Here is a 20,003-nt window from a genome sequence, read left to right on the forward strand (position 1 = left end):
ATCAAACTCTCCAATAAAGAGTCTGAGCTTTTGCTCAAAATTTGCTAGCTTGTGTTACTTAAAATCATTTTGTCGTGTTCCGTAGAACCGACGTTATGACGCTGTTGTTTTGTTTAGTTTTCAAAGAACTCTTTTGTGTTGCCGCCTTTCAAAAGCGACTTCATTAATATATCATTTATTTCGTTTTGAGTCAACATCTTTTTATTATCTTTTTTCGATAGTTATGTAAGACGCAACTCAATGTCGTTGCTGACTTGATTGATTATAGCATGGGTCGATTAGGAATGCAATTACTTTTTTAATATATTTTTATTTTCTTGTTTGAAACATAAAAAAAGGAAGGAAACCTAACAGATTTCCTTCTTTTTTTCTAATGAGACATATAGCAATGAGGTCATTTTAAAACTTCTTCTATATGAATATCTAATTCTTGATTTAAGGTGAGGAATTGATCGGAGTCGATTTCTCTCACCATTGGCCTAGACGGATGTTGCGGATCGATAAAGGCAACCTCTGCAATTTTATTATTAGAAAGCTTTATCTTGTCACCTATGCTGAAACTGCAAACATTTGATATGAGAGCTTGAACGATAGAAAGATCATATTTCCCAAAGGTTTCATGTTTCAGCTGTTCAACCACTTTAAATGGTGATTGTTTGCTGCGGTACTTCCTTGGTGACGTCATTGCATGAAAAACGTCTGCGACTGCAAGTATTTTTGTATAGGTGTGTATTTTGTCTTCTGATAGTCCAAAAGGATAGCCAGTTTTATCGTAGCGTTCATGATGCTGCAATACAGCAAGCTTTATTTCATCCTGAATCACTGGTTGTTTGCTTACCATCTGATAGCTGAAGATAGGGTGTTCTTTTATTTGCGCAAATTCCTCTTTTCTTAAGGCCGCAACATTTTTTAAGATTTTCTGATCGATGCGGGACATACCGCAATCCATTAAGAAGCCAGCTATGCCGACTTGAATGATATCTTTCTTTTTATAGCCAAGTGACTTCGCTATCGCGGAAGCAATGATGGCCACTGCTACAGAATGATGATAGATATAGTCTTCTTCGTTTGTGTAATGGTAGACGGTAAAAACTTCTTCTTGATATTGAAGGGATTTTTCGATTAAAGGGATAATTGTCTTGCGAACGGCACTATAATCAATTGGGGCACCTGATCCCCATGCCTCGTACATTTTTTTGTAAGATTGCGTTGCTTTTAAGTACATCTGTAAGAAGGAATCCTCTTTTGGTTTATCTTCAATCATGGTTAGCAATTGAGGGTTGAAAGGTTGCCCGTTTGAAAGGAATGCTTCTATTTCGACTTTTTCTACCAAAAAAGACTCTAAAATTTCAATGTGTTGATTTGTCAGAACGGTTCTCTTTGGCATAATCGGTTTTGATGTGAGTGCCTTTATTTCTTGTGCCAGAATACATCCTTCCACTAGCTGTTCGGTTTTCACTAACATGAACGCTCTCTCCTTATAAACAAAGAGGAACACATAAAAGTGCTCCTCTCTTAGAGTTGATCATTTACTCTTCTTATTCTTCGACCTCTTCTGTGGAAATTCCTTCTTCCATTTCTGTATCTTCCGTACCATCTTCTGGCTCATCTTCTTTGTCTACTCTTGCGACTGTTGTCACAAATTCGTTCTCTGCAAGACGAATGAGCTTCACTCCCTGGGTGTTTCGGCCCATTTGTGAGATTCCGTCGACGGACATACGGATTAGGACGCCACTTGCTGTGATCAGCATTAGGTCTTCCTCAGTGGTTACGGTTTTAACAGATACCAGCTCACCATTACGTTCGGTAATATTACATGTTTTAATCCCTTTTCCTCCACGGCTTTGGACACGGTACTCTTCCGCTGGAGTTCGTTTTCCATAACCGTTTTTGGTCACAACTAACACATCCAAGCCTTCATCAAGCAGTTCCATTCCTACTACTTCATCATTTTCGGCAATGGAGATTCCTTTTACGCCCGTTGCCGTTCTGCCCATGGAACGTACGTCTGTTTCATGGAAGCGTATGAGCATACCGTTTTTCGTTCCAATGATCATTTCTTTTGTGCCATCTGTTAATTTTACAGAAATTAATTCATCACTTTCTCGCAATCCAAGGGCAATTAGGCCACCCTTACGGATATTGGCAAATTGAGACAATGGAGAACGCTTGGATATTCCATGCTTTGTTGTAAAGAATAGATACCAGTCATCCACAAAGTCTTCCACCGGGATAATGGCGTTGACCCATTCTCCTTTTTCCACCTCAAGCAAGTTGATGATTGGAATGCCTTTTGCTGTACGGCTGAATTCTGGGATTTCGTACCCTTTTGCACGATACACTTTCCCTTTGTTTGTAAAGAATAATAGCGTATCGTGTGTGGACGTGGTCAAAAGATGTTCAACAAAGTCATTCTCGTTGGTTCCCATCCCTTGAATTCCACGACCTCCTCTTCGCTGGCTACGGTATGTGGAAAGAGGCAGACGTTTAATATAGCCATTATGTGTAAGGGTGATCACGACATTTTGACGTGGAATTAAATCCTCATCTTCAATATTTTCAAAACCGCCAACCATGATCTCCGTACGTCGAGTGTCGTTGAAGCGTTCTTTTACTTCTGTTAGTTCCTCACGGATAATCTCAAGTACTTTTTCTTCATCTGCAAGGATTGCTTTTAGTTCAGCAATAAGCTGCATGAGTCCTTGATACTCTTCTTCTATCTTTTCGCGCTCTAAGCCTGTTAGACGTTGTAGACGCATGTCTAGGATTGCTTGTGCTTGTTTCTCAGATAGAGAGAATTCAGTCATTAAGCCTTCACGGGCTATATCAGCCGTTTGGGAACTACGGATTAAGGTAATTACCGCATCTAAGTGGTCTAGGGCAATCCGTAGACCTTCTAAGATGTGTGCTCTTGCTTCCGCTTTACGAAGTTCAAATGCCGTACGACGCTTGATTACGACTTTTTGATGTTCTAGGTAGTGATACAGACATTGTTTCAGGTTTAATACTTTTGGTTCCCCATTTACTAGCGCAAGGAGGTTGATACCAAAGCTTGTTTGAAGGGAAGTCTGTTTATATAAGTTATTTAAAAGGACATTAGCATTCGCATCTTTTTTAACTTCCATGACGATACGCATTCCATTGCGGTCGGATTCATCACGCAAGTCAGATATGCCTTCTATTTTCTTATCACGAACAAGGTCCGCGATTTTTTCAATAAGTTTTGCTTTATTCACCTGGTATGGAAGTTCATGAACAAGGATGACTTCTCTGCCATTTGGTTTTGTTTCGATTTCGACTTTAGCACGAACAGTGATGGAGCCACGACCCGTTTCATAGGCCCTTCTAATACCACTTCTGCCTAAGATTTGTCCCGCTGTCGGGAAGTCTGGCCCTGGAATGATTTCCATCAACTCAGGAATGGTAATGTCAGGATCCTTACTTACAGCAAGTACTCCGTCAATGATCTCTCCCAGCTGATGAGGTGGGATATTGGTTGCCATCCCTACCGCGATACCAGAAGCACCGTTTACAAGCAAGTTTGGAAAACGTGCAGGCAGTACAATCGGCTCTCTTTCGGACCCATCATAGTTATCCTGGTAATCAATCGTGTCTTTATTGATATCGCGAAGTATCTCCATGGAGATCTTCGACATTCTTGCTTCCGTATAACGCATGGCAGCTGCTGCGTCACCATCGACAGATCCAAAGTTTCCGTGACCATCGATTAGCATGTATCGGAAGTTAAAGTCCTGTGCCATACGTACCATTGTGTCGTAAACCGCAGAATCACCATGTGGATGGTACTTACCTATTACTTCCCCTACGATACGGGCAGACTTTTTATAGGCTTTATCAGCTGTCATTCCTAAATCATTCATCGCATACAAGATACGTCGGTGTACAGGTTTCAAGCCGTCCCTTACATCCGGCAAGGCACGGGATACGATAACACTCATGGCATAGTCCAGGAAGGATGTTCTCATTTCCTGACTGATATTTATTTCTTTAACTGAGGACCTCTCAGACATAATAACGAACCTCCTTGCGAAATGTGAGTTCAAGACTACATTCGCTTTCGCTCTTCTCTATGTAAAAGACAGGATAGCATGACACGGCGCCAGTGAATTATCACTAAATTCTTGGTCTTTGTTAAAAACCGCTCTTGATTTTCACCAATGGCTTCGCTTTCCGCGGGGCGGCCTTGAGCCTCCTCGGGCTTTGCCCTGCGGGGTTTCAACATTGCCGCTATTCTCCCGCTGGAGTCTTCGCCGTTTGCTCCAATCACCAGCTAGAAACCATTAGAACTTTAGTCTTCATTTTTAGTGGCTCGGCATAGCTATCCCGCTTTTTTATGGATTCTTAGGTTAGATATCCAGATTTTTTACATAACGGGCATTATCCTGGATAAAGTTTCTTCGCGGTTCTACTTTATCGCCCATTAGAATCTCAAATGTTTCATCCGCTTCAATCGCGTCTTGCAGGCTTACCTGTAACAATGTTCTACTCATAGGATCCATTGTTGTTTCCCAAAGCTGCTCAGGGTTCATCTCCCCTAATCCTTTATAGCGCTGGATGCCGGCTTTTGGTTGATCAGACATGGTCGCAAGGACTTCTTCAAGCTGGCGTTCATTGTACGCATACTCAATCTTTTTACCCTGTTGAACCTTGTAAAGAGGCGGCTGGGCAATGTAGATGTACCCATGTTCGATAATCTGGCGCATGTAACGGTAGAAGAATGTCAGCAAAAGGGTTCTGATATGAGCACCGTCGACATCTGCATCCGTCATGATAACAATCTTATGGTAACGGGCACGCGAAATGTCAAAGTCTTCGCCGATTCCAGTACCAAGAGCTGTGATGATAGCACGTACCTCGTTATTGGATAAGATTTTATCCAAACGTGCTTTTTCTACATTGATGATCTTTCCACGCAAAGGCAGAATCGCTTGGAAGTGACGATCACGACCTTGTTTTGCCGATCCTCCCGCAGAATCTCCCTCTACCACATATAATTCGCTGATCGACGGATCTTTAGAGGAGCAGTCCGCCAACTTTCCAGGAAGACTGGATATTTCCAAGGCGCTCTTTCTTCTGGTGAGTTCTCTTGCTTTCTTGGCTGCCATTCTTGCTCTGGAAGCCATTAAACCTTTTTCCACAATTTTTCTGGCTGCAGAAGGGTTTTCAAGAAGGAAACCTTCAAATTTTTCCGTGAAAACAGAATCAGTAACCGTTCTTGCTTCACTGTTTCCTAATTTTGTTTTCGTCTGGCCTTCAAACTGTGGGTCTGGGTGTTTAATAGAAACGATAGCCGTCAAACCTTCTCGAACATCTTCCCCTGTTAGGTTGCTGTCCGCATCTTTGAAAATATTGTTCTTTCGTGCATAGTCATTGATTACTCTAGTCAATGCCGTCTTAAAGCCAGATTCATGGGTTCCACCCTCATAGGTGTTGATGTTGTTGGCAAAAGAGTACAAATTGCTTGTGTAGCTGTCATTGTACTGCAGTGCTACTTCTATAGAGATACCGTCCTTTTCTCCCTCTACAAACACAACTTCCTCATGAATGACTTCCTTTGTACGGTTTAGATGTTCTACATAAGAAGCGATACCACCCTCGTAGTGGTATTCATTCTTTTTCGATGCCTCTTCACGTTTATCTTCAATGGTGATGCGTATTCCTTTATTTAAGAACGCAAGCTCACGAAGACGGTGAGCAAGTGTATCGTAGTCATAAACTTTTGTTTCTGTAAAAATTTCTTCATCGGGAACAAAGTGAATGATCGTCCCTGTGATATCTGTTTCGCCGATCACTTTTAGATCTTCATTTGGTACCCCTTTGTTGTATTTTTGGTAATGGATATTCCCATCACGATGGACATAGATCTCAAGCTCGGAGGAAAGGGCATTAACAACGGATGCACCAACCCCGTGCAAACCTCCGGATACTTTGTAACCGCCACCGCCAAATTTTCCACCTGCATGAAGAACGGTCATAATTACTTCTACTGCCGGACGACCCATTTTTTCATGAATTCCGACTGGAATACCACGGCCATTATCTTTTACGGTGATGCTGTTGTCTTTTTCGACGATAACATTGATCTCAGAGCAATACCCTGCCAATGCTTCATCGATACTGTTATCGACAATCTCCCACACTAAATGATGCAGTCCTTTGGCACTGGTGGAACCGATGTACATACCTGGTCGCTTTCTAACGGCTTCAAGGCCTTCAAGCACCTGTATATTACTTTCATCATAGCTGTTTTCTTGCAATTCTTTTTGGTCCATCGTCATATCTATCACCTTCACTTTTTATTTCTACACAATAGACTGGCTGTCCTTTTGGGCAACAAACGCATCTATAATAGGCAGTTTCTCTAATAAAGGAACTCCTCCATCGAGGTATCCATTCTTTTTTTCAGGGTTGTTGAGGCTAGCGGAGAAAGGTATATGTTTTCTTCGGTAATCACGATTGATTTGATGTCATGTTTACTGATATTTTTAATGGATTTGTCTGCTACTTCCGGGAGAGTACTTTTCCAGTCAGATTGCAGAAGCCTGCGATCTAAAATAGCGATAATTTTAGAAGCGCGCACCATTACTTCTTCTCCAATATGCAAATACATGATCCTTCACCTCAATTTCGTTTCTTGATCGTACCGGAGACCACCTCATATGTAGCCGCTTGTTTCAGGGTATGATGGTCGATTCCATCTACACTTGTTGTTGTCACGAAGGTTTGAACCTTCCCCTGAATGGTGTTTAAAAGATGGGACTGTCTATAATCATCCAACTCAGATAATACGTCATCGAGGAGCAGTATTGGATATTCCCCTACTACCGAGTGAATGAGATCTATCTCTGCAAGCTTCAGCGACAGAGCTGTCGTACGCTGTTGTCCTTGTGATCCGAATGTCTGGACATCTTTTCCGTTCACTTGAAAGAGCAGGTCATCACGATGGGGACCAAATAGTGTCACGCCTCTTTCAATTTCTCTATCTTTTATTTTATCAAACTTTTCGTTATATGCTTCTATCATTTTCGACAAGTTTGTTGTTTCTGATACATAATCAATGGATGGTTTGTAGATAATAGTCAATTCTTCCAAATCACGGCTGATGCTTTTATGAATTGGCTGAGCCCAGCTTTGCAGCAATTGAACGAATTCCTGCCTCTTTTCCGTCACGCTCGCAGCCAATTCTATAAGCTGCTCTGTTAATACAAATAGCATAGTTTCGTCTTTTTGCTTTCTCGTCTGTAACTGCTTCAAGTAATGATTGCGCTGTTGAAGTACTTTTTGATACCTCGACAGATCATGCATATACCGTGGTGATACTTGCCCAAGTTCCATATCTATAAAACGTCGTCTCACCTGAGGACTACCTTTTACAAGGGTTAAATCCTCAGGTGCAAACATGACGATATTCATATTTCCGATATACTGACTTAATTTGGTTTGTTCGATATGATTGATCTTTGCTTTTTTCCCTTTTTTACTTATGACCAGTTGCAGCGGCAACTCTCCATTCCGTTTATGTATCCTGCCTTCTATTTTACCATATTCTTCGTCCCATCTGATAAGATCTTTATCATTGGACGTCCTATGTGATTTTGCCATTGCCAATACATAGATAGATTCCATCACATTTGTCTTTCCTTGTGCGTTTTCTCCTAATATGACATTCACACCATTTTCAAATACGGCATGCAAGCTTTCATAATTGCGATAGTGTCTTAAGGTCAATTCTTCAATATACAATCTATATCACCAACTCATCCGGAAACAACGACATATTTTCCATGACCATCTATTTCGATTACATCTTGTACTTTCAGCTTTCTTCCTCTTCTATCTTCAAGCTCTCCGTTCACTTTCACTTCGTATTCTGAAAGAAACCATTTTGCCATCCCGCCTGATTGAATGACGTCGGCCAGCTTTAAGAATTGTCCAAGTGTAATCATTTCTGTTGAAATTTGAATTTCTGTCATTAGTTCGCGCTCACTTTCTTATTAGGGATAAGTATTTCTTATACTATTCCCTTATTGTCTACTTCCTATTGTACTAGAACTTCTCCATATAGAAAAGAAAGCCACTAGGAATGGTCACTAGCAGCTTTCTAAGACTATATTCATTAGTACGTTCTCACTGGCAGGATCAGTTGAAGCATGGAATCATCATGTAATGTTTTGATGACAAACGGCCTCATCGCACCGGTGAAATTTATTAGTATCTCGTTTCCTTCAAGCGCTTTTAAAGCATCCATCATATATTTTGCGCTAAAAGAAATTTTGAGTTCTTCTCCCTCAATGGAGTTGCTTTGTACTTGTTCCACTACTTTTCCGACTTCTGGAGAATTAGAGGATACTTCAAGTGTATCAGACTCTAAAGTGGCAAGCTTTACTACATTGTTTCGTCCCTCTCTTGCAAGTAAGCTCGCACGATCAATCGCCTGAAGGAACTCTTTCGTTGTTACCGTGATATCTGTTTTACTTTCAGCAGGAATTAATCGGGAAGTATCCGGATAGTTTCCATCAAGCAGACGGGAGAAGAAAAGAATATTTTTTGCTTTGAAAAGTACTTGGTTCTCCGTCATGACGATATCAAGCAATTCGTTTGTATCATCTAAGATTTTATTTAATTCATTCAAACTCTTACCAGGAATGACTACATTGCACGTAATGTCATTTTCCGCTTCTACCTTTGCTTTGCGTAAAGCCAAGCGATGGCTATCTGTTGCAATACAGGTAAGCTCGTGATTTTCAAGCTTCCAGTTTACACCTGTCAAGATAGGGCGTGTTTCTGAGGTGGACACTGCAAAGACAGTTTGTCGAATAATGTTTTTTAGTAGATCAGTTGGAACACGAAATACGTTTTGTTCCTCTACTTGTGGCAAATGCGGATATTCAGCAGCATCTTGTCCATTTAGGTTAAATTCCGATTTTCCAGAACGAATGGTTGTTACATATTGGTTTTGGACCTCGATTTCGACGGTATCCATTGGAAGTTTTTTAATAATTTCACTAAAGAATCGGGCTTGCAGTACAACACTTCCAGCAGTTTTCACTTCGACATTTTCCGATCCATCTTCTTCACAAGGAATGAAGGATTCAATGGAGATATCAGAATCACTTCCAGTAAGGGTAACTCCTTCTTCTGTAGCGACAATCTTTATTCCAGTCAGAATTGGAATGGTTGTTCGGGAAGAGACCGCTTTTAGTACATCTTGAACGCTTTGAACTAACTTGTCGCGTTGGATAATAAATTTCATTGTAATCCTCCTTAATGGGCAGGTCTATTTATATATTTTATTAATAAAAAACTAGTAGAAGTAATAGTAGGGGCTGTGATTATGTGGATAACTCGCATTTTTGTTACGAAGAGTAGATATCCACATGTGAATAACCTGTGTTTAACCAAGTACCACTTATGCACAGTTTCCACTATTGTTCTATTAAACATCGCAGAAGATCTCCGCACTTGGCTTCGCTTTCCGCAGGGCAGTGCTTGAGCCTCCTCACTTCGTTGCGGGGTCTCAACCTACCGCTACCTCCCGCCGGAGTCTTCGCCCTGTGCTCCAATCTACTGCTAAGGTTAACTATTAACTTTTAAGGGAGTTGGCAATTGATTGTATTTGTTTTTGCAATGTTGTATCTGTTTTTACGAGATTAGAGATCTTTTCATGGGCATGAATAACGGTCGTATGATCTCGCCCTCCGAATTCTTCTCCAATTTTCGGCAAGGAATAATCTGTGAGTTCCCTTGATAGGTACATGGCAATTTGTCGAGGGAAAGCCACCGATTTCGTTCGTTTCTTTGCTTTGAAATCTTCTAATTTGACATTGTATTCTTCTCCAACGGTTCGTTGTATGTCATGAATGGTCACTACTCTAGGCTTAGAGCTTGGAATGATATCTTTAAGTGCTTCTGCTGCCAAGTCAGCATTAATATCCTTATTGATCAGGGAGGAATAGGCAACCACTCGGATAAGTGCTCCCTCAAGTTCGCGGATATTAGAATCAATTTGATTAGCGATGTAGAGCATCACTTCATTTGGGATATCTAACCCTTCTGCTTTTGCTTTCTTACGCAAGATAGCGATACGGGTTTCTAAATCTGGTGGTGTGATATCTGTAATCAAGCCCCACTCAAAACGGGATCTCAGGCGGTCTTCCAATGTCGGAATTTCTTTTGGAGGCCGGTCACTAGAGATGACAATCTGTTTGCTTTCTTCGTGCAATGTATTGAATGTATGGAAAAATTCCTCTTGCGTTTGTTCTTTTCCGGCAAGGAATTGAATATCATCAATAAGCAACACATCGACATTTCGATATTTATTGCGAAAATCGACAGCCTTGTTGTCACGAATAGAATTAATGAATTCATTGGTGAATTTCTCAGATGATAAATAGACCACCTTTGCAGCAGGATTATGCTCAATAACATAATGGCCGATGGCATGCATTAAGTGGGTTTTTCCTAATCCTACTCCCCCGTAAATAAAAAGAGGATTATAGGCTTTAGCTGGAGCTTCAGCTACTGCCAAAGAGGCAGCATGGGCAAACCTGTTTCCAGAACCGATGACGAATGTGTCGAATGTGTATTTTGGATTCAGCATATTTTGAGGAATTTCGATCATATCATCGTCTTTTTTCACTTTTGCAGGAGGAGTATTTATCTCTATCTCTTCATCTGCTTGGTTTTGAGGAATAATAAATTTAATGGATAATTCTTCACCAGTGATTTCAGAGATGGTTTCTCCGATCAGACCGGAATACCTGGATTCGAGCCAGTCACGTGCAAATTCATTTGGTGCAGTGATTACGAGATTATCTCCCTGCAAAGAATGAGCTTTTGTGCTCTTCAACCATGTTTCAAAGCTGGGCTTACTTATTTTTTTCTCTATCTGATTTAATGCTTTGACCCATAGATCAGAAATATTTTTCATCATGAATCCCCCTTTCGTTTGTGTCTGGCACCTTATTGACAATAGAAAAAGGTGCTTATCTGTACAAGTTTTGTTCAACAAACACTCTGCTAGAAAAACACCCGTTGTATGTTTATTCATTCATATACTGTGAAAAAGATATTATATAGTAGAAAAGTAGTTTTCGACAAAAAACCGCACCTGTGGACAAATACTTACACACACCCTTGGATAACTATCCACACCTTATCCACAATCTGTGGAAAACTATTTTCTGTTAATCATTTATTAAGAGTGAAAACACAATAATAATATCAAAAAAAACCTTATGTTGCAATTGCTTTTTGTGATTATCCACAACTACCACAAATTGTGGAGAAAAGTTTTCCACAACACAAGATACTGTGTAAACCTTGTCGATAAGTGTTGTGGATGACGAAAAATAGCGAAAAAAGTTATTCACAGGTTGAAAAAAGTTAGATGCATAAAAGGGGTCAGACCCTTTATTGCGATTTTAAAATTAGTGTGGAAGGTTGAGTGTTTGTTTTCGAGAGGTTCCAGATCCCGACATTGAAATAGCTTAGCAAGATTAAAGTTTGTTTTCGGGGTCAGGCACCTATGGCACCTTTTGTTTGATTTTTGTTGTTGGTTTGATGAAATGAATTGGGTTGTTAGTTTTTACTATATAAAAAGAAAGGGTTGCTTTGTCGGGCTGGGGAATTTATACTTACATTTGGGAAGTTGACATTCCGATGGTATATTCTCTATAATTATTAAGACTGTCTGTAAAGAAATTTTATATTATAGGAAAGCAAGACTTTCCAGTAGTGTTGAAAAACGGCTTATAAATGTCTATCGATCATATAGAGGTGTTTTTCCACTTAGATTTTGAAGTATCCTCAGGGAGGTGTCATAGTAATGAAAAGAACGTTTCAACCAAATAATCGTAAACGTAGTAAAGTACACGGTTTCCGTGAGCGTATGAGTTCTGCAAATGGACGTAAAGTTCTTGCACGTCGTCGTCGCAAAGGAAGAAAAGTATTATCAGCATAAGACCACTGACTGTCAGTGGTCTTTTTTACTATTTCGGGCATATTCCTGTTATTTTTTCATGATATTTGAGAAAGAATGTTGAAATAGGACCGAATTAGAGGATTTGTGTAAGGCAGGAGGAGACACATTGAGGAAAGAACAAAGAATCAAAAAAAATAAAGAGTTCCAACATGTGTTCCAAAAAGGAAAGTCGATGGCTAATCGGCAATTTGTCATATATGCTGTGCAAAAAGAGGACCAGCCCTTATTCCGGATTGGTTTATCTGTCAGCAAGAAAATTGGAAACGCTGTAACAAGGAATCGAATAAAGCGGCTAGTCAGACAAGCCATTCACGAAATGAAAGAGCAGCTACCTGGTGGCGTGGACATCGTCGTGATCGCCCGAAAACCAGCTGCGGACATGTCATTTGAAGAAGTAAAGAAAAGCCTACAACACGTAATAAGAAAACTCCCGACACTTTCTGCTAAGAAATAAACTATAAGATAACTATAAAAATTCTATTAAGTTTATAGCTTTTGATTGTAGCAAAAGGCGAAGACTCCTGAGGGATATTGCGCTAGGTGGAGACCCCGCAGGCGTAGCCGAGGAGGCTCACGTCAGCCCCTAGGAAAGCGAAGCCGTTTGCGGAAATCAAAAGCGGTGTTAATGGGACTTAAAAAAATGTGTTGGAAGTGTGACATATATTCAATTTGTCAGATAAAAATGATAGGATGTAAAAGGAATCATTTTTTTGTGTAAAAAGGAGGAAAAAGAGGTTGAAAAATCGAATATGGCTACTAACGGCCCTAATCGGACTTGTAGTCTTACTATCAGGCTGTACAGAAATCAACCAGCCAATCACCAATGAAAGCGAAGGCTTCTGGAATGAGTTTGTGGTTTATCCATTATCTTGGTTGATTACGTATTTTGCTGAACTAATGAACAATGACTACGGTCTATCCATTATTATTGTAACGTTATTAATCCGATTTGCTATCTTACCGTTGATGATTAAACAAACAAAGAATGCAAAAGCGATGCAAGCTTTACAACCGGAAATGAAAGCACTTCGTGAAAAATATAGTTCCAAAGATCAAAAAACACAACAGAAATTACAACAAGAGACAATGGGTCTTTTCCAAAAGCATGGTGTAAACCCGCTTGCTGGATGTTTCCCGTTATTGGTTCAAATGCCGATCCTTATTGGATTTTTCCATGCGATTACTCGTACGACGGAAATTGCAAACCATAACTTCTTATGGTTTGACTTGGGAGATCCAGACCCATTCTTCATCCTACCTGTTGTTGCTGGAATCACGACATTCATCCAGCAAAAAATCATGATGGCTGGTATGGACAACAACCCGCAGATGGTGATGATGCTTTGGATCATGCCAATTATGATCGTTGTTTTTGCGATCAATTTCCCTGCTGCACTATCCCTATACTGGGTAGTGGGTAACATCTTTATGATTGTTCAAACTTACTTTATTAAAGGACCAGAGCTGAGAAAAGCAAAAGAAACAGCTGCTGGAACTGCAGGAGGAACGAAAAAGTGAAAGAAATAACTGCAACTGGTCCAACAGTCGAGGAAGCTGTCCAATCTGCTTTAGCTCAACTAAACACATCAAAAGACCGTGCAGAAATTACAATCGTTGACGAAGGCAAGAAAGGTCTCTTCGGATTGTTTGGCTCTAAACCTAGTGTTGTAACCGTCAAATTGAAGCAGGACCCAATCGAAGAATCAACGAATTTCTTGAAAAAAGTTCTTACTGAAATGAACATTGTCGCAGAGCTCGATGTCAAAGTAGAAGGTAGAAATATCTTCATCAGCATCAGTGGCGAGAAAACCGCACTAATTATCGGGAAAAGGGGACAAACCCTTAATTCCCTTCAATATTTGACGCAAATTGTCGCAAACCGCTTTTCCAATCAGTATCTAAATGTCGTCATAGATGCAGAAGGATACCGCGAGAAACGCCGGGAAACCCTGGAGCAGCTTGCAGAACGGCTTGCACAAAAAGCAATGAAAACAAAACAGGATGTACATCTTGAGCCGATGCCTTCTTTTGAACGCAAAGTGATGCACTCGATTATCTCTGCCTACCCGGAAGTAGAAACCTACTCCGTAGGAAAAGAACCGAACCGATCCCTTGTCATCACAGCAAAAAAGAACAAAGTCGCAAAAAGATAATCCAACCATAAAACGGCTGACCCTACAATTAAGGGACAGCCGTTTTTTTGATTAAGAAATTATAAATTAATTAAATAGCGGAATAGTTCAAGTAGTGCATCAACGTTGTGATGAAGACGTCACTGGCAAGGAAAAAGTAGAAGAGAGGTCCTCATGGATGGGATGAAGACCTGAGTGACGAGGAAAAAGTAGAAGAGAGGTCCTCATGGACGGGATGAAGACGTCAGTCACGAAGAAAAAGGAGAAAAGAGGTCCTCATGGACGGGATGAAGACCTGAGTGGCAAGGAAAAAGGAGAAGAGAGGTCCTCATGGACGTAATGAAGACCTGAGTGACGAGGAAAAAGGAGAAGAGGGTGTCCTCATCACCGGGATGAAGACCTGAGTGCCAAGGGAAAAACGATGAGCGACGTCTTCAACGGAAAGAATTAACTATAGAAACAGCAAGTCCTAAAATCTATGGAGTTGTTTTAGCTAATACAAACTTCGGCAAAACTGATGAAATAACTGTGCGAGATTTGTTTATTGTTATTCACATGTGGATAAGTTAAAATGATTGATGACAAATGAAGCGTTCGGGAAATTTTTGTGGATAACTGTCGAACAGGAATACTTTAAAAGACACAAAAATTATGCTAACCTTAGTAAGTTAAAGGACGAACAATTTTACATTGATATAGAAGATACAAAAAGAAAAAGAAATGAGGTGAATGATATGTATGAGTTTGACACGATTGCAGCTATTTCGACGCCAATGGGCGAAGGTGCGATTGCCATTGTCCGCCTGAGCGGTGATGAAGCGTTCCGAATCATTGATGAAATTTTTGTCACCCCGTCATCCAAGAAAATGAAAGACGTTGCCTCTCATACCATTCACTACGGACATATCGTAGATCCAAAAACGGAAAAGACAATAGAAGAAGTAATGGTGTCAGTTATGCGAGGACCTAAAACTTTTACAAGGGAAGATGTAGTGGAAATTAACTGCCATGGCGGGCTTGTTTCCGTTAATAAACTCCTTCAACTTGTATTAAGCAGAGGAGCGAGGCTTGCAGAACCTGGAGAATTTACTAAACGTGCCTTTTTAAACGGGCGAATTGATCTTTCGCAGGCAGAAGCAGTGATGGACTTGATCCGTGCCAAAACAGATCGTGCAATGAATGTGGCTTTAGGTCAGATGGAAGGTCGATTATCCAAACTAATTCAGAAACTTCGTCAAGAAATCTTAGAAACACTGGCGCATGTCGAAGTAAATATCGACTATCCAGAATATGATGATGTAGAAGAAATGACTCATCAGTTATTGCTCGAAAAGTCGACATATGTAAAAGAAGAATTGGAAAAGCTGTTACAAACTTCCCAACAGGGTAAGATATTAAGAGAAGGTCTTTCCACTGTTATTATCGGACGGCCGAATGTCGGGAAGTCATCTTTGCTTAACAGTCTTGTACATGAAAATAAGGCGATTGTAACAGATATTCCTGGGACCACACGCGATGTCATTGAGGAATATGTAAGTGTCCGTGGTGTACCATTACGCCTGGTGGATACTGCCGGGATTCGGGAAACAGAAGATATAGTTGAACGCATTGGTGTGGAGAGATCAAGAGAAGTTTTGAAAAAGGCTGATCTGATCTTGCTTGTTTTAAATAATAATGATGACCTGACAGATGAGGACAAGCAGTTATTTGAAGCGGTAAAAGGCATGGATGTCATTGTTATTGTAAATAAAACCGATCTACCTACGAAAATTGATGTAGAGCAAGTGAGAGAACTTGCTGAAAAACACACCGTCATTTCAACCTCTTTAAAAGAGGAACAAGGAATCGACGAACTAGAAGAGGCCATTTCTTCAATGTTCTTCCAGGGTGACTTAGAAGCAGGTGATATGACATATGTCTCAAACTCTCGTCATATCGGTCTCATCACCCAAGCCCAACAAGCATTGGAAGATGCGATAGTTGGGATGGAAAGTGGTGTGCCAATAGACATTGTTCAAATAGATTTAACTAGAACGTGGGAAATACTTGGTGAAATTATCGGCGATGCAGTACATGAAAGCCTAATTGATCAATTGTTCTCCCAATTTTGTTTAGGGAAATAGTGGCTACTATCGTAATTTTTTGTGAAAAGAGCCTAGAATAGGAGGGAACACACATGGAATATCATGCAGGTTCCTATGATGTAATTGTAATTGGAGCCGGTCATGCTGGTGTAGAAGCAGGATTGGCAGCAGCTCGTCAGGGAGCGAAAACGTTAATGGTGACCATCAACCTGGATATGGTTGCTTTTATGCCATGTAATCCATCAGTCGGCGGTCCTGCTAAAGGAATCGTTGTGCGTGAAATTGATGCGCTTGGTGGAGAAATGGGAAGAAATATCGATAAGACGCATATTCAAATGCGTATGTTGAATACGGGTAAAGGTCCTGCGGTACGCGCATTGCGTGCACAGGCTGATAAGTTCCTTTACCAGCATGAAATGAAAAAAACCATCGAAAATGAAGAAAATATTACCTTGCTACAAGGAATGGTGGAAAAGTTAATCGTCGAGGACGGAGTTTGTAAGGGTGTAATCACTCAAACAGGTGCCATTTATGAGTCCAAGACAGTCGTTATCACCACAGGGACATTCCTACGCGGAAAAATTATACTGGGAGAACTACAATATTTAAGCGGTCCAAATAACCAACAACCTTCTATCACGCTTTCAGAGCATTTGGAGGAACTTGGGTTTGATTTGGTACGTTTTAAAACAGGAACCCCTCCTCGTGTAAATAGTGCTTCCATTGACTACAGCAAGACGGAAATCCAGCCAGGCGATGATGTGCCGCGCGCGTTTTCCTATGAAACAACGGAATACATTACAGATCAGCTACCTTGCTGGTTAACGTATACTAGTGCCGAAACACACCAACTAATCGATGACAACCTTCACCGTTCTCCGATGTACTCTGGGATGATCAAAGGGACCGGGCCAAGGTATTGCCCGTCTATTGAGGATAAAGTGGTGCGTTTCAACGATAAGCCTAGACACCAAATTTTCTTAGAACCAGAAGGAAGAAATACGCAAGAAGTTTATGTGCAGGGACTTTCCACAAGTCTTCCGGAAGATGTGCAGCGTAAGATTCTTTCCACTATTCCAGGTCTAGAAAATGTCCGCATGATGCGAGCGGGGTATGCCATTGAATACGATGCCATCGTCCCAACGCAATTATGGCCGACACTTGAAACAAAAAGAGTTCAAAACCTTTATACAGCAGGGCAAATTAACGGGACCTCGGGGTATGAGGAAGCGGCCGGGCAAGGGATCATGGCAGGTATCAATGCCGGAAGACGTGCGCTAGGTGAGGAAGATCTAATCTTAAGCCGTTCCGATGCTTATATCGGGGTACTGATTGACGACTTGGTGACAAAAGGAACGAATGAACCATATCGCTTGCTTACTTCCCGTGCGGAATATCGTTTGCTTTTGCGTCATGACAATGCAGACCTGCGTTTAACGGAAATCGGTCATAAAATCGGGCTTATTTCCCCGGAACGATTTGCAAAATTTGAAGCGAAAAAACAAGAAATTGAAGCAGAAAAAGAACGTCTGCAATCTATCATCATTAAACCGAATGAACAGGTTCAGACCATCATCAGAGAAGCTGGCGGAAGCGAGCTGAAAGATGGCATCAGGGCAGCAGACCTTTTGAAGCGTCCTGAAATGACTTATGAACATATTTACCAGATGGTACCTGCAGACAAGGAGATTGCTCCTGATGTAGCAGAACAAGTGGAAATCCAGGTGAAATATGAAGGATATATTCAAAAATCCCTTCAACAAGTGGACCGCCTGAAGAAAATGGAAAATAAGAAAATACCAGAAAACATCGATTATGATGACATCCACGGACTTGCGAACGAAGCAAGGCAGAAGCTAAAAGAAGTGCGTCCTTTATCCGTTGCCCAGGCTTCCAGAATTTCAGGGGTGAATCCAGCGGACGTTTCCATCTTACTTGTTTATTTGGAACAAGGTCGTATCGCCAAAGTATCCAACGAGTAAATCCAACGATAGAAAGGATACGAACACATGAATAAAGAACAATTCATTTCCCTGTTGGAGGAGAAGGGGATCTCCCTTTCTCCTCAACAGCTTTCTCAATTTGATACATACTACAAGCTGCTGGTGGAATGGAATGAAAAGATGAATCTTACTGCCATCACGGATGAAGAAGAGGTTTATCTTAAACATTTCTATGATTCCATTACCGCATCTTTCTATGTTGATCTAAATCAAGAGTTATCTCTATGTGATGTGGGGGCAGGTGCTGGTTTCCCAAGCATTCCTCTGAAAATATGTTTTCCAAATCTAAAGGTTACCATCGTGGACTCGCTTAATAAGCGAATAACTTTTTTACAGAACCTTGCAAGTGAGCTAGGTTTGAAGAATGTTCATTTTGTTCATGACAGGGCTGAAACTTTCGGAAAAAATACTGACTATCGCGAGAAATTTGACCTGGTTACAGCAAGAGCTGTAGCACGTTTATCTGTGTTAAGCGAACTATGCCTGCCATTAGTTAAAGAAGGCGGTATGTTTGTGCCAATGAAAGCTGCCGCTGCAAGCGAGGAGCTTGAAAAAGGGAAAAAAGCCCTGCAAATATTAGGTGGGAAGCTAGAAAAAGTACATTCCTTCTCCTTACCGTTAGAGGAAAGTGAAAGAAATATTCTGATCATCAATAAGATTAAATCTACACCTAAGAAGTACCCACGCAAACCAGGTACACCTAATAAACAACCATTAGAATAAAATGTTATAGTGCATATTAAACCTCGTTTCATGTGAAACATTTTGATCGGAAAAACAGGACTTATTAGCGTGAAAAGCGAATTACGTTAATAGGGATTCTATCCATAAGGTGGTGGAACTATGAAGTCTCCGTTCTCTCGTTTTTTTGGAATTGGCGAAAAAGAAGAACAGGAAATAGTAGAAAAGACTGATCATGAAAAAATTATGCAGGTAGCTGTAAAGGACATTGTTCCGAATAGATACCAACCACGTACTGTTTTTGTAGATGAAAGAATAGAAGAGTTATCTCTTACCATTCGGACGCATGGAATTATTCAACCTATTGTCGTCCGACAATTTGATGAGGGGAAATATGAAATCATTGCTGGAGAACGCCGATGGAGAGCGGTTCAGAAGCTAGGTTGGGAGACAATACCTGCGATTGTGAAAGAATTTAACGACGCAGAAACAGCCTCTGTAGCCCTTATCGAAAACCTTCAACGTGAAGAGTTATCAGCCATTGAGGAAGCAATCGCTTATTCCAAGCTGCTGGAATTGCACAGTTTGACACAAGAAGCGTTAGCCCAGCGTTTAGGTAAAGGGCAATCTACCGTGGCAAATAAGCTACGCCTTTTAAAGCTACCTTCTGAAATTCAAGATGCCCTGCTTCAGAAAAAAATTACCGAGCGTCATGCTCGTGCCCTTATTCCGTTAAAGCTACCGGAAAAACAAGTGGCCGTTCTTGCTGAAATTCTAGAAAAGCAACTAAATGTAAAGCAAACAGAAGAACGCGTTGTAAAACTGCTAGAAGCTGCTAATCCAAAACCAAAAGCTAAGCGAAAAGCCTTCAGTAAAGATATGCGTATTGCGATGAACACGATCCGCCAGTCACTTACGATGGTAAACGACAGCGGAATTAAGCTGGATTCGCAAGAAGAAGAAACCGATGAATATTACCAATTCACGATCCGCATACCGAAAAAGTAATACATCTATCAGGATGGCCCTCGCCGTTATTTATCAAAAACCTAGCAATCTAGTAATATCACTAGGCGCTACGACACGATAAGTAATAAGC

16 protein-coding genes are annotated in these 20,003 nt (G+C 40.8%); 8 read left to right on the forward strand and 8 right to left on the reverse strand.

Translation table 11 applies throughout. The annotated features are described in order from the left end of the window. Positions 1 to 394 precede the first annotated feature (394 nt). The 8 genes from HC179_RS06550 to dnaA all read right to left on the reverse strand — a co-directional run bounded on the left by HC179_RS06550 (position 395) and on the right by dnaA (position 10,951). On the reverse strand, positions 395 to 1,465 hold the full coding sequence (locus tag HC179_RS06550) for an HD-GYP domain-containing protein (protein WP_168863614.1): 1,071 nt from the start codon (positions 1,463 to 1,465) through the stop codon (positions 395 to 397). 73 nt (positions 1,466 to 1,538) lie between these two features. After that, positions 1,539 to 4,031: a DNA gyrase subunit A gene (gene gyrA / locus HC179_RS06555; protein WP_168863615.1), complete on the reverse strand. Its 2,493-nt coding sequence runs from the start codon at positions 4,029 to 4,031 to the stop codon at positions 1,539 to 1,541. A 336-nt stretch (positions 4,032 to 4,367) separates the two neighbouring features. Beyond that, positions 4,368 to 6,293, reverse strand: a complete 1,926-nt coding sequence (gene gyrB / locus HC179_RS06560) for a DNA topoisomerase (ATP-hydrolyzing) subunit B (protein WP_168863667.1) — start codon at positions 6,291 to 6,293, stop codon at positions 4,368 to 4,370. Between the two features lie 89 nt (positions 6,294 to 6,382). Next, positions 6,383 to 6,631 (reverse strand): extracellular matrix regulator RemB, encoded by a 249-nt coding sequence (remB, locus tag HC179_RS06565; protein WP_168863616.1) that lies wholly within the window; start codon positions 6,629 to 6,631, stop codon positions 6,383 to 6,385. Between the two features lie 11 nt (positions 6,632 to 6,642). Next, the gene (gene recF / locus HC179_RS06570) at positions 6,643 to 7,764 is read right to left on the reverse strand and encodes a DNA replication/repair protein RecF (protein WP_168863617.1); all 1,122 of its coding nucleotides are present in this window, start codon (positions 7,762 to 7,764) and stop codon (positions 6,643 to 6,645) included. A gap of 14 nt (positions 7,765 to 7,778) precedes the next feature. Further along, positions 7,779 to 7,994 (reverse strand): S4 domain-containing protein YaaA, encoded by a 216-nt coding sequence (yaaA, locus tag HC179_RS06575; RefSeq protein WP_168863618.1) that lies wholly within the window; start codon positions 7,992 to 7,994, stop codon positions 7,779 to 7,781. 143 nt (positions 7,995 to 8,137) lie between these two features. Beyond that, complete coding sequence (gene dnaN / locus HC179_RS06580) at positions 8,138 to 9,274, reverse strand: DNA polymerase III subunit beta (RefSeq protein ID WP_168863619.1); 1,137 nt, start codon at positions 9,272 to 9,274, stop codon at positions 8,138 to 8,140. Between the two features lie 330 nt (positions 9,275 to 9,604). After that, positions 9,605 to 10,951 (reverse strand): chromosomal replication initiator protein DnaA, encoded by a 1,347-nt coding sequence (gene dnaA, locus HC179_RS06585; RefSeq protein ID WP_168863668.1) that lies wholly within the window; start codon positions 10,949 to 10,951, stop codon positions 9,605 to 9,607. Between the two features lie 897 nt (positions 10,952 to 11,848). On the opposite strand from dnaA, the gene rpmH reads away from it, so the two are divergent. The 8 genes from rpmH (at position 11,849) to noc (ending at position 19,912) form a co-directional block, all read left to right on the forward strand. Then, entirely contained in the window at positions 11,849 to 11,983 is a 135-nt protein-coding gene (rpmH, locus tag HC179_RS06590) for a 50S ribosomal protein L34 (protein WP_010197888.1), read from the forward strand. 127 nt (positions 11,984 to 12,110) lie between these two features. Continuing rightward, complete coding sequence (gene rnpA, locus HC179_RS06595) at positions 12,111 to 12,458, forward strand: ribonuclease P protein component (RefSeq protein WP_168863620.1); 348 nt, start codon at positions 12,111 to 12,113, stop codon at positions 12,456 to 12,458. Positions 12,459 to 12,739: 281 nt separating this feature from the next. Then, on the forward strand, positions 12,740 to 13,522 hold the full coding sequence (spoIIIJ, locus tag HC179_RS06600) for a YidC family membrane integrase SpoIIIJ (RefSeq protein WP_148987006.1): 783 nt from the start codon (positions 12,740 to 12,742) through the stop codon (positions 13,520 to 13,522). Further along, entirely contained in the window at positions 13,519 to 14,157 is a 639-nt protein-coding gene (gene jag, locus HC179_RS06605; protein ID WP_148987007.1) for an RNA-binding cell elongation regulator Jag/EloR, read from the forward strand. Before spoIIIJ ends, jag begins: the two co-directional genes overlap by 4 nt. Positions 14,158 to 14,870: 713 nt before the next feature. Next, positions 14,871 to 16,259 carry a tRNA uridine-5-carboxymethylaminomethyl(34) synthesis GTPase MnmE gene (gene mnmE / locus HC179_RS06610; protein WP_168863669.1) on the forward strand — a complete coding sequence of 463 codons (1,389 nt, stop codon included), beginning with the start codon at positions 14,871 to 14,873 and terminating at the stop codon, positions 16,257 to 16,259. A gap of 53 nt (positions 16,260 to 16,312) precedes the next feature. Then, positions 16,313 to 18,202, forward strand: coding sequence for a tRNA uridine-5-carboxymethylaminomethyl(34) synthesis enzyme MnmG (gene mnmG / locus HC179_RS06615; RefSeq protein WP_168863621.1), 1,890 nt, complete (start codon positions 16,313 to 16,315; stop codon positions 18,200 to 18,202). Between the two features lie 27 nt (positions 18,203 to 18,229). Then, positions 18,230 to 18,946, forward strand: coding sequence for a 16S rRNA (guanine(527)-N(7))-methyltransferase RsmG (gene rsmG, locus HC179_RS06620; protein ID WP_168863622.1), 717 nt, complete (start codon positions 18,230 to 18,232; stop codon positions 18,944 to 18,946). Between the two features lie 120 nt (positions 18,947 to 19,066). Further along, a complete protein-coding gene (gene noc, locus HC179_RS06625; RefSeq protein ID WP_168863623.1) occupies positions 19,067 to 19,912 on the forward strand; it encodes a nucleoid occlusion protein in 846 nt (281 codons plus the stop codon). Positions 19,913 to 20,003 lie beyond the last annotated feature (91 nt).

Origin of the sequence: Bacillus sp. RO1, assembly GCF_012524115.1 — a bacterium.
Lineage (GTDB): Bacteria > Bacillota > Bacilli > Bacillales > Bacillaceae_I > Sutcliffiella_A.